Origin of the sequence: Devosia sp. LjRoot3, assembly GCF_964252865.1 — a bacterium.
Lineage (GTDB): Bacteria > Pseudomonadota > Alphaproteobacteria > Rhizobiales > Devosiaceae > Devosia.
On the sequence record NZ_CAXUPK020000003.1, the window covers coordinates 668,344 to 681,662 of the forward strand.

Consider the following 13,319-nt stretch of genomic DNA (forward strand, 5'->3'; position numbering starts at 1 on the left):
GAACCGACTTAGTGGCTTGCGGGCCAAGAACAAAGACGCGTCATGACCATTCCATCCGATATCGGTCCCACTCGGGACGAAGTGCAGGCCCATCGCGGTGCATCCGCCGTGGCGCCCGAAAATACCATTGCCGCCTTCAAGGCTGCCGCCGAACAGGGCGCGCGCTGGGTCGAACTCGACGTGGCCCTGCTTGCTGACGACACGCTGGTCGTTATCCACGACGATAGCGTTGACCGCACGACCTCGGGCAAGGGCTCGCTCGGCGCCCTCACCCATGCCGATGTCGCAAAGCTCGATGCCGGCGCCTGGTTCGATGCCAAATATGCTGGCGAACGCCTGTCGACCCTGGCCGAAGTCATCAAGGCGCTGGGTGAATTCGGGCTCAGCGCCAATGTCGAAATCAAGCAGCACAAGCACCACAAGTCGCTCGACCAATTGGTGCGCGCCGTGCAGGCCGACATCAACAAGCGGGACCCGAAAACCGAGATCATGATCTCGAGCTTCGATCCCGAAGCGCTCAAGGCGATGCATGCGCTGGAGCCGGACCTCGAAATGGCCATGCTCTGGGGCCGCCCGCCTGAAGACTGGGCTGACAAGCTCAAGGTCATTCCGGCGACGACCATTCACATGCATTACAAGGCGCTGAGCATCGGAATGCTGGAAGAAACCAGCAAAAACGGTATCAAGGTACGTGCCTGGACCTGCAACAACCCCGTCGAACTTGTCTCCTTCTGGGGCGCAGGCCTGACCGGGGTCATTACCGACAATCCCAAGCTCTTCCTGGGGTAGCAGAGGCTTTCGGCCAAAAATGCTGTCGCATCGGCAACGTGAAATCCTGAGCCTGATCGAGTCCGAGGGCGCTCAATATATCGAGCCCCTGGCGGCCCGCTATGACGTGACCACCCAGACCATAAGGCGCGATATCAACGCGCTTTGTGATCTTGGTTACGCACGACGCTTCCATGGCGGCGTCGACATGCCCGTGGGCGCCCGCAATATCTCGGTCAATGCCCGCGCCGCGCTCAATAGCGGGGCCAAGCAGCGGATCGCCCGGCGCATTGCCGCCGCGATCCCCGCCGGCTCGACCGTCTTCATGGGTATCGGCAGCACCGTGCAATTCGTGGCCGAGGCGCTGCGCGATCATCAGGACCTGCGCGTCGTGACCAATAATATCGATGTCGCCCTGACCCTGTCGGAAGCCCCTCAGGTTGAGGTGCACATGACCGGTGGTCTCTTGCGCCACAATGACCGCGACGTCGTCGGCCCCGACGCCCTCAATTTCTTCGAGAAGTTTTATGCCTCCCATGCCGTGGTCGGTGCCGGTGCGCTCGATCCGGAAAAGGGCATTCTCGATTTCAGCTATAGTGAAGCCCAGCTCACCATGAAACTGCTCGACAATGCGCGCACCAAATTCCTTGCCGCCGATGTGAGCAAGTGGTCGCGCGACGCCTCGGTGCGCGTTGCCCCCTTCTCCGCCATAACCAGCTTTTTCACCGACGCGCTGCCCAATGACAAACGGGTCGCCGCGGCTTTCGAAAGTGCCGGGATCGAGGTGGAAATCTGCGGCGGAGACGCCGAATGAGTTTTATCGGCTCCGCCCCCCGGCCCGAAGACCTGCGCGATGTGCGTTATCTTCTCACCGACATCGACGACACGCTGACAACCGAAGGTCGCCTGCTGCCGCAAACCTATCAGGCCCTGTGGGACCTTGATGCGGCCGGGATCCGTGTCGTCACGGTGACCGGTGGCTCGGCCGGCTGGTGCGAGCACATCGTCCGCGCCTGGCCTGTCGCCGCCGCAATCGGCGAGAGCGGCGCCTTCGTGATGACGGCCGACCATAATCGGGTCGCGGTCGAATATTGGGAAGATGAGGCCTTGCAGGTTGAGCGGCAGAGGCAGCACCTGGACACGATCGTCCCGCTGCTCGGGGATCGTTTTCGCCTCGCCCATGACCAGCACTATCGCCTCGCCGACGTCGCCATCGACATTGTCGGCTATCCGCGCCCGGAGGTAGACGCGCTGGCCGAACAAATCCGCGCTCTTGGCGGCACGGTGGCGATCAGTTCGGTGCACATCAACACCTGGATCGGCGACTACAACAAGCGCACCATGAGCGAACGCGTGCTGCGCCGCTGGGGCCTTGGCGACAATGAGCTGGCTCAACAGGTCAGTTTTGCCGGCGACTCGCGCAACGACGCGCCGATGTTCACCTTCCTGAGCAAGACTTTTGGCGTCGCTAATATCCTGCCTGTGCTCGACGATCTGCCGACCAAACCACGCTGGATTTCGGCCGACATTGCCGGGCGCGGCTTTGTCGATATCGCCAGGGCGCTGCTCGCCGCCAAGGCCTAGGCGCCAAGCTTCCAGGGATCGATTGTCGGAACGCCTGCGGCCGCAAAGGCGCTGACATCGCGGGTTGCGACCTTGAAGCCGTGGGCCGCTGCGATGGCAGCGATGTAGCCATCCGGTGTTGGAAAGCCCTTTCCCGCAGTACGGGCGGCTACAGCGAGGTCCGCATAGTGCCGGGCAGCGGCGGCATCAAAGGCAAGGATCCGGCCTTCGAACAGGGCCATGAGCCCTTCAACCGTCGCGGCAAGCTTCGTCTTGCGCTGCCCATCGGGAAGCGCCCCAATGCCGAACAACAGTTCAGCAACCGTCACGCTCGAAAGGTAAAGGGTCTCGGCCGCCTGCGCATCCAGCCAATCCAGCACGGCCGGATCTGGCTGCGGCTTCATGCCCTCGGACACGACATTGGTGTCGAGCAGGATCATTCAAAACTCAGGGGTTCCGCGGGCATCTTGTCTCCGCCCTGCTCCAGAACCTCGAAATCAGCATTGGTCAGACCGGCACTTCGGCTCAGGGCGGAGAGGGCAGAGCCGATGCGGACCCGGTCAGCGGGCCGAACCGCGGCCTCCAGGATGTCGCGCATCTCGGCTTCCGTGCTGCGGCCATGGCCGGCCGCGCGCACCTTGAGCGCGCGATGGGTTTCGTCAGAAAGGTTACGAATGGTGACGGCAGGCATGTAACAGCTTCTTCAATCAACCGATGAGCATGCTATCAATATAGACAATTTGCTATCACTTTCAAGAAGCACAGGAGGCCGGACGGCATGCCAAACACTTGCCTCGTTTTTCAGCATAGCTACCATCCTGCAAACGAAGTAGACAGCGGTCCGCCAGTCATGCAGTGACTGAGCCGCATAGGCCCTTGCAGTTGAGTACCATGGCAGAGTCGCTTTCGATTCTGGTGATTGACGACAACGCGATCCGCGCTTCGATCATCGAGGCCGGACTGCGTGAGGCTGGCCATGCCTCTGTGCGGGTCATTACCGATATCGAGGATGTTGCGCGGCGTATCGGCGAAATCGCACCCGATGTGGTGATCATTGATCTGGAAAATCCCAATCGCGACGTGCTTGAGCACTTCTTCGCCCTGAGCCGCACCATCAAGCGGCCCATCGCCATGTTCGTCGACAAATCCGACCCAGCAGAAATCGAAGCGGCGGTCGATGCCGGCGTTTCCGCTTATGTGGTGGACGGGCTGCGCAAGGATCGCATCAAGCCAATCCTCGACATGGCCATCGTCCGGTTTCGCGCTTTTTCGCGGCTACAGGGGGAACTCGAGGCAGCGCGATCAGAACTGCAGGGCCGCAAGGTGATCGACAAAGCCAAGGGCATTCTCATGTCCTCGCGCGGCCTTTCCGAGGATGCGGCCTATGCGCTCCTGCGCACCACGGCCATGAACCAGAACCGCAAGATCGTCGAGATCGCCCAGGCAGTGGTCACAGCGGCGGAGCTTTTGGGACCATGAAGAAGGATTTTTGCTCATGGGCCTGACGCAAATCACCGCCGGATACGTGCCGCTGCTCGATAGCGCGGTGCTGCTCGCCACCGAAGAATTCGGCTTTGCCGAAAGCGAAGGCCTGCACCTCAATCTCGTGCGCGAAACTTCGTGGGCCAATATCCGCGACCGTGTCGCCATCGGCCACCTCGATGTCGCCCACATGCTTGGCCCCATGCCCCTCAGCGCCAATCTTGGCCTGACCCCGCTTGATGCCGCAGTGATCGCGCCGATGGCGCTCGGCCTCGGTGGCGCTGCCATGACCATGTCCAATGCCGTCTGGGCCAAGATGACCGAGGCCGGCGCACCCGAGGATGGCGCACCGGGTCCGGTCGGGGCCGCACTGCGCAAGGTGGTCGAGGACAGGGCACGAGCCGGCGAACCGCGCCTGCGCCTCGCCGTGGTCCACCCCGAAAGCGCCCATAACTATGCCCTGCGCTACTGGCTGGCGGCCTCGGGGATCAACCCTGACCAAGACGTCGATATCGTCATCGTGCCGCCCCCGCTGCAGGCCGATGCGCTTGCTGCCAAGCGTACCGACGGGTTTTGTGTCGGCGAGCCTTTTGGCTCGGTGGCCGTGGCGCGCGGGATCGGCCGGATTGTCACGACCAAAGGCCAGATCTGGCAGATGAGCCCCGACAAGGTGCTGGGTACGCGGCTGCAATGGGCCGAACGCTTTCCCGAGCAACTGGCCGCCCTGCTGCGCGCCGCGACGCGCGCCGCGCGCTGGTGTGAAGACCCAGCCAATCACGCGACCCTGTCAGCCATGCTGGCGCGCGAGGATCGGCTGGGCATCGATGCCGATCTGATTTTGCGCACCCTGTCTGGCAGGCTGCAATTTGAGGCGGGCGTCGAAAAGTCCATGCCCGACTTTTTCGTGCCCTATTCTCGCGCAGCCAATTTCCCCTGGGTGAGCCACGCGCTCTGGTTCTACTCGCAGATGGTGCGCTGGGGCCAGGTGGCCCATACGCAAGAGAATGCGCAAAAGGCCGCGTCGAGCTATCGGCCCGACCTCTATCGCGCCGCCCTTTCAGGCATGGGCATGCCCGTGCCCGGCGCCAGCAGCAAGATCGAAGGTGCGCTGACTGAACCAACCCAGGTTGGCGCCCTCGGCGGATGGCTGACGCTGGGGCCGGATGGCTTCTTCGACGGGACGGATTTTGATCCCGACAAGCTCGATGCCTACATCGCCGCTCAAGCGCAGCGATGAACACGAAATAAGCAGATTGCCAATCTGCCGTGCAAATAATCACCTTGCAGCAGATGCCTGATTTTCAGGCTGCCCCACCTAACAGCCTGGAAAATATAGGCTTTGGCCAGGGAATCCAGTTTGGCACGCTTCCTGCAATGATGTTCCCGAGCGCTTCGGCGCACTGAATTCCGGCGTCCAACGATGGGCGCCACATATTGGCAACGCCGCCAACCACAGTTTCTTCGTCCCTCAGACGGAGTTCCTGCTGGTTGGCGGCGTTTTCGTTTTGGTCTTCGGGTCCGGCTGGACCCCGGTTTGATGGGAAGAACATGGCCGAAAAACTCGTCATCATCGGTGCAGGCATGGCCTCGGGCCGCATGCTGGAACATCTCTTCGAGGCCGAACCCGGTCGCTACGAAGTCACCCTCTTCGGCGCTGAGCCGCGCGGCAACTACAATCGCATCATGCTCTCCCCGGTGCTGGCCGGCGAGAAGCGCTATGAAGACATCGTCACCCACGATGCCGACTGGTACGCTGCCAATGACGTCCACTGCCGCTTCGGCCAGACGGTCACGAAGATCGACCGCGAAGCCAAGTCCGTCTTCGCCGACGGCGTCGAGACGCCCTATGACCGACTGGTCATCGCAACGGGTTCGGCGCCCTTCATCCTTCCCATTCCCGGCAAGGACCTTCCGGGCGTGCGTGCCTTCCGCGATCTCGACGACGTCGAGGCCATGGTGGCAGTGGCCGGCAAGCCCGACGCCAAGGCAGTGGTCATCGGCGGCGGCCTTCTGGGTCTTGAAGCAGCCGCAGCCCTGCGTGGGCGCGGCATGGAAGTGGTGGTCCTTCACCTCGCCGGACACCTGATGGAACGTCAGCTCGACGCTGCCGCCGGCTATCTGCTGCGCCGCGAACTCGAAGGCCGCGGCATTAAGGTACACTGCAAGGCGCAGACCAAGGCTATACTCGGCACCGACCGCGTCGAAGCCGTGGCGCTTGATGACGGCACGATCTATCCGGCCGACCTCGTGGTCATGGCCGCCGGCATTCGCCCCGAAACCCGGCTTGCCACCGATGCCGGCATCGAGATCAATCGCGGCATCGTCGTCAGCGACGCCATGGTGACGTCGGACCCCGATATCCTGGCGCTGGGCGAATGTGTCGAGCACAAGGGCGCTGTCTATGGCCTCGTCGCACCGCTCTACGACATGGCAAAGGTTGCCGCCAAGACGCTGACCGGCACCGAGGCCGCCTTCAAGCCGGTGCAGACCGCGACACAGCTCAAGGTTACCGGGGTCAGCCTCTATTCGGCCGGCGACTTTGCGGAGGCCGACGACCGCGAAGAGATCGTGCTGCGCGACGCCACTGCCGGCGTCTACAAGCGCGTCGTGCTCAAGGACAATCGCATCCTCGGCGCCGTGCTCTATGGCGACACGGCCGACGGCTCCTGGTTCTTCGATCTCCTCAAGCGCAGCACCGATATCGCGCCGATGCGCGACACGCTGATCTACGGGCAAAGCTATGGCGGCGGCGCGTCTGCCGACCCGCTTGCGGCTGTGGCCGCCCTGCCCGCCGAAGCCGAAATCTGCGGCTGCAATGGCGTCTGCAAGGGCACCATCGCCAATGCAATCACGTCCAAGGGCCTGACCTCGCTCGACGATGTCCGCGCCCACACCAAGGCCTCGGCCTCCTGCGGCTCGTGCACCGGGCTCGTCGAAAAGCTGTTGATGGCTACGCTTGGCGACAGCTACAACCCGGCCGCCATACAGCCGATGTGCCCCTGCACCGAGCTTGGCCACGACGAAGTGCGCCGCCTGATCGTGGCGCAGGAGCTGAAATCCATTCCCGCGGTGATGCAGGAACTGGGCTGGAAGACTTCCTGCGGCTGCGCCAAGTGCCGGCCGGCGCTGAACTACTATCTCGTTGCCAACTGGCCCGGCGAATATGAGGACGACGGCCAGTCGCGCTTCATCAACGAGCGCGTTCACGCCAATATTCAGAAAGACGGCACCTATTCGGTCGTGCCGCGCATGTTCGGCGGGCTGACCACCGCCAACGAGCTGCGCGCCATCGCCGATGTCGCCGACAAGTTCGAGGTGCCCACTATCAAGGTGACGGGCGGCCAGCGCATCGACCTTTTGGGCATCAAGAAGGAAGACCTGCCCGCCGTCTGGGCCGATCTCAACAAGGCCGGCATGATGTCGGGGGCGGCCTATGCCAAGGGCCTGCGGACCGTGAAGACCTGCGTCGGTTCGGACTGGTGCCGCTTCGGCACGCAGGACTCCACCGGGCTCGGCGTTCGCATCGAAAAATTCATGTGGGGCTCCTGGACCCCGGCGAAACTGAAGCTCGCCGTGTCGGGCTGCCCGCGCAATTGTGCCGAAGCGACCTGTAAGGACATCGGCGTGATCTGCGTCGACTCCGGCTACGAAATCCACTTCGGCGGCGCCGCCGGCCTCGACATCAAGGGCACGGAAGTCCTGTGCCATGCCAAGACCGAGGACGAGGCGATGGAGATCATCGCCGCGCTGACCCAGCTCTATCGCGAGCAGGGCCGTTATCTCGAGCGCATCTACAAATGGGCCAAGCGCGTCGGCTCGGACTCGATCAAGGCCAATGTGGTTGAAGACCTGGCCAAGCGCCACCAGCTCTTCGAGCGCTTCGTCTACTCGCAGAAATTCGCCCAGGTCGATCCCTGGGAAGAGCGCGTCAATGGCCGCGACGCCCACGAATTCGCGGCCATGGCCGATTTCCAGATGTTGCAGGCAGCGGAGTGATTGCGATGAACGATTGGGTCGATATCGGCTGCCTCGAAGACGTTCCCCGCCGCGGCGCCCGCTGCATCAAGACGCCGCTTGGCAAGATCGCCGTCTTCCGCACGGCTGACGACAAGGTTTTCGCCATCGACGACCAGTGCCCCCACAAGGGTGGGCCTTTAAGCCAGGGCATCGTCCATGGCGCGCAGGTCACCTGCCCGCTCCACAACTGGGTTTTCTCGCTCGAAACGGGCGTCGCCCAGGGCGCCGACGAGGGCGCGGTGCGGACCTATCCGCTCCGCCTCCATCAGGACCGCATCCTCATCGATGCCCAGAGCTTTGCAGCGGCCACCGCCGCCTGACCCCAGGAGTTTCAAGAATGGACTACGTTGCTCCAACAGATTTCATCAAGAAGATGATCGACGCCGGCGAGGCCAAGGTCTTCATGTCGACCCGCGACACGCTGATCCGCGCCTTCATGGCCGGTGCCATCCTGGCGCTGGCCGCAGCCTTCGCCATCACTATCAGCGTGCAGACCGGCCAGCCGCTGGCCGGGGCGATCCTGTTCCCGGTCGGCTTCTGTCTGCTCTATCTCATGGGTTTTGATCTGCTCACCGGCGTCTTCACCCTGGTGCCGCTGGCCCTGATCGACAAGCGTCCCGGCGTGACCATTGGCGGCGTACTGCGCAATTGGGGTCTAGTCTTTGCTGGCAACTTTGCCGGCGCCATCACCGTCGCACTGATGATGGCGATTGTCGTCACCTTCGGTTTCACCCAGGCGCCCGACGCCGTGGGCGAACGCATCGGCCATATCGGCGAAGGCCGCACGCTCGGCTATGCCGCCCACGGCGCCGCCGGCATGCTGACCCTCTTCATCCGCGGCGTGCTCTGCAACTGGATGGTCTCCACGGGCGTCGTCGCCGCCATGATGTCCAACTCGGTCACCGGCAAGGTTCTGGGTATGTGGATGCCCATCATGCTGTTCTTCTACATGGGCTTTGAGCATTCCATCGTGAACATGTTCCTCTTCCCCTCGGGCATCCTGCTCGGCGGCCAGTTCTCCTTCTGGGACTATATGATCTGGAACGAGATCCCCACCGTCATCGGCAATCTCGTCGGCGGCCTGACCTTTGTCGGCCTCACCCTCTACGCCACCCACAGCCGCACTGCCCCCTCGCGCCAGAAGCCATCGGCCGTGGGTGCCGTGCGCGAAGTCAAGGCCAGCCCAGTAGCGGCCGAGTAAACCAGGCAAGGAGACCGGGAGATGCACATCGTCACGCGCCAGCCGGGTGAAGCACAGCGTCCGCGCCTTGCTGCCCTCTCGACCCTTCCGGTCTTCTACACTCTCACCGGCAAGCGCGTTCTGCTTGCCGGCGGCTCGGAAGCAGCCGCCTGGAAAGCCGAACTGCTTGCGGCGACCGGCGCCGTGGTCGAAGTCGCAGCGCCAGAGGCCGAACTCTCCGAGGAAATGCAGGGCCTTGCTTCCTCCGGTCAGGTGACGCTGCTTGGTTGCCATTGGACCGTCATCTCCTGGGATGGCTACGCCATGGCAGTCGGCGATTGCGAGGACGAAGAAGAAGCCGCCCATTTTGCCGCCGCCGCGCGCCGGTTCGGCGTGCCGGTCAATGTCATCGACAAGCCGGCCTTCTGTGATTTCCAGTTCGGCTCCATCGTCAATCGCTCGCCGCTGGTGGTGGGCATTTCGACGACGGGCGCTGCCCCCATTCTCGGCCAGGCGGTGCGTCAGCGCATGGAAGCCATGCTGCCCAAAAGCCTGATGGATTGGGCGGGGCTTGCCCGGCACATCCGCGAACGCGCGACCAACCTCCTCCAACCCGGCCCCGAACGCCGCCAGTTCTGGCAGCGCCTCGCCGACAGGGCATTCCACACTCCTGCTGAAGAAGCCGAACTCGAAAGCTGGATCGACGAGGCCAAAGGCACTGAAGGCGGCCGCGTTACCCTCGTCGGCGCCGGCCCGGGCGATGCCGAATACCTCACCCTCAAGGCCATGCGCGCCCTGCAGGCGGCCGACGTCATCCTCTTCGATGACCTCGTTTCCGACGAAGTGCTCGAACTCGCGCGGCGCGAGGCGAAGCGCATTCTGGTTGGCAAGCGCGGCGGTCGTGATAGCTGCAAACAGGAAGACATCAATCGCACGATGATCACCTTGGCCAGGGCCGGCCGCCGTGTGGTGCGCCTCAAGTCGGGCGACCCGATGATCTTTGGCCGGGCTGGCGAAGAAATCGCCGAACTCAACCGCGCCGGCATTCCGGTGGATGTCGTCCCCGGCATCACGACGGCGCTAGCCCTCGCTTCCGAGCTAAAACTGTCGCTGACGCACCGCGATTGCGCCCAATCCGTCCGCTTCGTCACCGCCCATAGCCGCGATGGCAGGCTGCCAGGAAATCTCGATTGGACCGCACTCGCCGACAAATCGACGACCCATCTCTACTACATGGCTGGCCGCACTTCGGGCGAGCTGGTCGCGCGCCTCCTCGACGCCGGCCTTGCCCCCGACACGCCGGTTGTTTTTGCCTCCAATGTCAGCCGCGCCGGACAGAGCATCGTCCACACTTGCCTGCGCGATGCGGCAGACAAGGCCAAGAACCTCGATCTCGACTGCCCGATCATCCTCGGCATCGGCTCGGCTTTGCGCCTCCCAGCCGAAGCTCAACTGCAGGCCACGGCCTGACCATTCGGCAATTGACCTTGCTCCGAGAGGCCAGATTGGGTCATTGATGGCGGCGTGATGAACGCTGGCATGCCGTGCAGATGAAGTGGTTTTGGATCTGGTGGCTGGGACTGGCCCTGCTCGGCACGGCGGGCCTCGGCTTCTATCGCCAGGTGACCCTCCTTGGCGAGTTGGAACAGGCCGGCTCTACCCTTGCCGCCGAAGCTGCGCAACGCGCCGACCAGCATGATGCGCACCTGACGGCGCTGTCCGCCATCGCGCAGGCCGACAAGACCGACAGCAGCGCCTTCCTCGAAGTCGCCACCACCATCCTGCGCTTTTATCCGCGGATCGACGAAATCCAGCTAGTGCCGCTCCAAGACCCAGCGCCCATGGCCGGCACGCAGCCGCTGGAACCCAACCTCGCCGAGGCGGTGAAAGCGGCGGCAGAGGCTTCAACCGGGCAAACCGCCTTGCTGACAACCCCGGAGCGGCCCGGTCACTACCTGATGGTCAAGCGCAGCCCAAACAGCGATGCAGCCCGCGACGGCTTGATGGTGGCCGTCGATGCAGCGCAACTGCTCGCATCCGACGCCGCCTTCTGGAGAAATGGCACTGCGGCGCTGCGGCTGACCATGCCGGATGGGCATGTGGTCTATGGGCCCGCAGAAATGCCTGCACCGCAATTTTCTCGTCGCCTCGGCAGCGCGACCCAGCCGCTGCTGCTCGAAGCATCCATGCCGGTAAGCCTCAGTCAGTTGCTACCGCTCGATCGTCTGGCGGCCATCATCCTCGGTGCAGGGCTACTCGCCGCCATCGGCTCGGCCTTGCTACAACAGCGCACCCGCACGCGCCTTGCCGAGCGCCGTGCCGAACTCAGCGACATGGAATCGCGCCTCGCCCACGCCTCGCGCGTCAATGCCATGGGGGAAATGGCGAGCGGCATGGCCCACGAATTGACCCAGCCGCTGACAGCCATTCTGGCGCAAGCTCAGGCGGGAAAGCACCTCCTCGCCCGGCAAGACAATGTTTCCCTGGGTAAAGTGCTTGATGACACGGTCGGCCAAGCCCGCCGCGCCGCCGATATTCTCGAGCGGCTGCGCCACTGGTCGCGCCCACAACGGCCGGTCGCAAAGCCGGTCGATCTCGGCGCCGCAGTCCGTTCGGTTATCACGCTGCTGGAGGGCGAAGCTGCCCAGCGCGCCGTCATCGTCCAGCCGCACGTGCCGGCCAAGCCGATCAGCGTTCTCGCCGATCCGGTCGAACTGGAACAGGTGATCTTCAACCTGCTGCGCAATGCTTTCGAGGCCGTTTCCGAGCAATCCGGGGCGCGCGACGTCAGGATCGCTCTCTCCGAAGCCGATGGCGTGGCCCGGCTCGATATTGCCGACAATGGTCCCGGCGTCCCGTCCGAGCTCGTGCCAAAACTGTTCACACCCTTCACCACCACCCGGCCCGAAGGCACCGGCCTTGGGCTGGCGCTCAGCCAACGTCTCATCGAACGGGCCGGCGGCGAGATTGCCTATGTCCAGCAGGATCGGGGCGCACTCTTCCGGGTGACCCTGCCTCTGGCAAAGGGAGGCGCGAAAGCATGACTCAGCCAGTCTATCTCGTCGAAGACGACGAGGCCGTGCGCAATGCGCTGAGCCTGCTGCTCTCCACCATCGGCCTCAGCGTGAAAGGCTTTGGCGATCCCACCGCCTTTCTCGGGCAGTTGCCGCGGCTCGAACCAGGTTGCCTGATCCTCGATATTCGCATGCCCGCCATCAGCGGTCTGAAATTGCAGGAGCAATTGCTGGCGCAGGGCGTCGACTGGCCCACCATCGTCATTTCCGGCCACGGCGATATCGAGGCCTGCCGTCGCGCCTTCCGCAATGGCGCCGTCGATTTTCTCTCAAAGCCCGTTGACGATCAGGACCTGATCGACGCCATCCAGCGTGCCCAGCAGGTGCTCGATCGCAACCTCGGCGCCAAGGCGCTGCGGGCCGAAACGCTGGCGCTTCTCTCGGCACTGACCCCACGCGAGACGGAAGTGCTTGAGCGCATTGCGCAAGGGTTTTCGACCCGCGAGATCGCCGAAGGCCTCGGCCTTTCTCCGCGCACCGTGGACAGCCACCGCGCCGCCATTGGACTCAAACTGGGCACCACGTCCCAGGCCGAGATGACGCGTCTGTGGCTCGAAGTGCAGGGCACTCGGTAGTTCTACCGAGACCGGCGCCAGCCCTACCGATTCATCCAAGCCCTCCCGGCGACTAGGATTTCCTCATCACCAACGCAGAGGAAATCACCATGCTTCGCACCCTCGTTCTGACCGCCATGCTGCTGGCCCCCACCGCCACTTTCGCGCAGGACTTGCCGACCGCGCCGTACCTGCCGCTCGACCTTGCGACGACCGCTGCCCGGGCCGCGCTCGACGCTTGCGCCGCTGGCGGCCACAACGTCTCGGTTGCCGTGGTGGCGCGCGATGGCGCGACCAAGGTGCTCCTCAAGGCCGACATGTCCGGCCCGCACACCGGCAGCAGCGCCGAAGGCAAGGCCTTTACTGCCGCCGCCCTCGGCCGCAATGCCGGTGAACTCGCTGATTTCATCGCCGCTAACCCGCAGAACGATGGCCTCCGCGATATGGACTCTCGCTTCGTCATCCAGGCCGGCGGCCTGCCGATCCGCATCGGCGATGCCCTGGTCGGCGGCATCGGCGTTGGCGGCGCTCCCAATGGCGGTCTCGACGCCGATTGCGCTCGTGCTGGCCTCGCCGCCATCGGCGCTGAGTAAACGCAAAAAGGGCGAGCTACGGCTCGCCCTCGCTTATCCCTGCACATTTTTCGGGCGCGCTGCACAATTGATTGCCTTCTCCGGCGAC

Annotated in this window: 14 protein-coding genes; 12 read left to right on the forward strand and 2 right to left on the reverse strand. The window is 63.7% G+C overall.

The genetic code is table 11. The features are described 5' to 3' along the window. Positions 1–42: 42 nt before the first annotated feature. From ACSQ2A_RS14205 to ACSQ2A_RS14215, 3 genes are read left to right on the forward strand one after another with little or no spacing between them, the layout of a single operon-like run. Positions 43–789 (forward strand): glycerophosphodiester phosphodiesterase family protein, encoded by a 747-nt coding sequence (locus ACSQ2A_RS14205; RefSeq protein WP_436072756.1) that lies wholly within the window; start codon positions 43–45, stop codon positions 787–789. 19 nt (positions 790–808) lie between these two features. After that, positions 809–1,582, forward strand: a complete 774-nt coding sequence (locus tag ACSQ2A_RS14210; protein WP_436072757.1) for a DeoR/GlpR family DNA-binding transcription regulator — start codon at positions 809–811, stop codon at positions 1,580–1,582. After that, positions 1,579–2,352 (forward strand): hydrolase, encoded by a 774-nt coding sequence (locus ACSQ2A_RS14215; protein WP_436072758.1) that lies wholly within the window; start codon positions 1,579–1,581, stop codon positions 2,350–2,352. The genes ACSQ2A_RS14210 and ACSQ2A_RS14215 overlap by 4 nt, the downstream gene beginning before the upstream one ends. Here the strand turns inward: ACSQ2A_RS14215 and ACSQ2A_RS14220 are convergent. Further along, a complete protein-coding gene (locus ACSQ2A_RS14220; protein WP_436072759.1) occupies positions 2,349–2,771 on the reverse strand; it encodes a type II toxin-antitoxin system VapC family toxin in 423 nt (140 codons plus the stop codon). The two genes, ACSQ2A_RS14215 and ACSQ2A_RS14220, sit on opposite strands and share 4 nt — an antisense overlap. Beyond that, complete coding sequence (locus ACSQ2A_RS14225; protein WP_436072760.1) at positions 2,768–3,022, reverse strand: FitA-like ribbon-helix-helix domain-containing protein; 255 nt, start codon at positions 3,020–3,022, stop codon at positions 2,768–2,770. Before ACSQ2A_RS14225 ends, ACSQ2A_RS14220 begins: the two co-directional genes overlap by 4 nt. Before the next feature lie 200 nt (positions 3,023–3,222). Here ACSQ2A_RS14225 and ACSQ2A_RS14230 point away from each other — a divergent pair, with 200 nt between their 5' ends. The 9 genes from ACSQ2A_RS14230 to ACSQ2A_RS14270 all read left to right on the forward strand — a co-directional run bounded on the left by ACSQ2A_RS14230 (position 3,223) and on the right by ACSQ2A_RS14270 (position 13,231). After that, complete coding sequence (locus ACSQ2A_RS14230; RefSeq protein WP_436072761.1) at positions 3,223–3,810, forward strand: ANTAR domain-containing response regulator; 588 nt, start codon at positions 3,223–3,225, stop codon at positions 3,808–3,810. A 16-nt stretch (positions 3,811–3,826) separates the two neighbouring features. Further along, on the forward strand, positions 3,827–5,050 hold the full coding sequence (locus ACSQ2A_RS14235) for a CmpA/NrtA family ABC transporter substrate-binding protein (protein WP_436072762.1): 1,224 nt from the start codon (positions 3,827–3,829) through the stop codon (positions 5,048–5,050). A gap of 311 nt (positions 5,051–5,361) precedes the next feature. Next, complete coding sequence (gene nirB, locus ACSQ2A_RS14240) at positions 5,362–7,809, forward strand: nitrite reductase large subunit NirB (protein WP_436072763.1); 2,448 nt, start codon at positions 5,362–5,364, stop codon at positions 7,807–7,809. Positions 7,810–7,814: 5 nt separating this feature from the next. Next, positions 7,815–8,150, forward strand: coding sequence for a nitrite reductase small subunit NirD (gene nirD, locus ACSQ2A_RS14245; RefSeq protein WP_295415013.1), 336 nt, complete (start codon positions 7,815–7,817; stop codon positions 8,148–8,150). Between the two features lie 17 nt (positions 8,151–8,167). Continuing rightward, positions 8,168–9,031 carry a formate/nitrite transporter family protein gene (locus ACSQ2A_RS14250; RefSeq protein WP_295415014.1) on the forward strand — a complete coding sequence of 288 codons (864 nt, stop codon included), beginning with the start codon at positions 8,168–8,170 and terminating at the stop codon, positions 9,029–9,031. A 21-nt stretch (positions 9,032–9,052) separates the two neighbouring features. Further along, positions 9,053–10,480, forward strand: coding sequence for a siroheme synthase CysG (gene cysG / locus ACSQ2A_RS14255; protein ID WP_436072764.1), 1,428 nt, complete (start codon positions 9,053–9,055; stop codon positions 10,478–10,480). An 80-nt stretch (positions 10,481–10,560) separates the two neighbouring features. Continuing rightward, positions 10,561–12,054 carry a sensor histidine kinase gene (locus tag ACSQ2A_RS14260; RefSeq protein ID WP_436072765.1) on the forward strand — a complete coding sequence of 498 codons (1,494 nt, stop codon included), beginning with the start codon at positions 10,561–10,563 and terminating at the stop codon, positions 12,052–12,054. After that, positions 12,051–12,659, forward strand: a complete 609-nt coding sequence (locus ACSQ2A_RS14265) for a response regulator transcription factor (protein WP_436072766.1) — start codon at positions 12,051–12,053, stop codon at positions 12,657–12,659. The genes ACSQ2A_RS14260 and ACSQ2A_RS14265 overlap by 4 nt, the downstream gene beginning before the upstream one ends. A gap of 89 nt (positions 12,660–12,748) precedes the next feature. Beyond that, the gene (locus ACSQ2A_RS14270; protein WP_436072767.1) at positions 12,749–13,231 is read left to right on the forward strand and encodes a GlcG/HbpS family heme-binding protein; all 483 of its coding nucleotides are present in this window, start codon (positions 12,749–12,751) and stop codon (positions 13,229–13,231) included. Positions 13,232–13,319 lie beyond the last annotated feature (88 nt).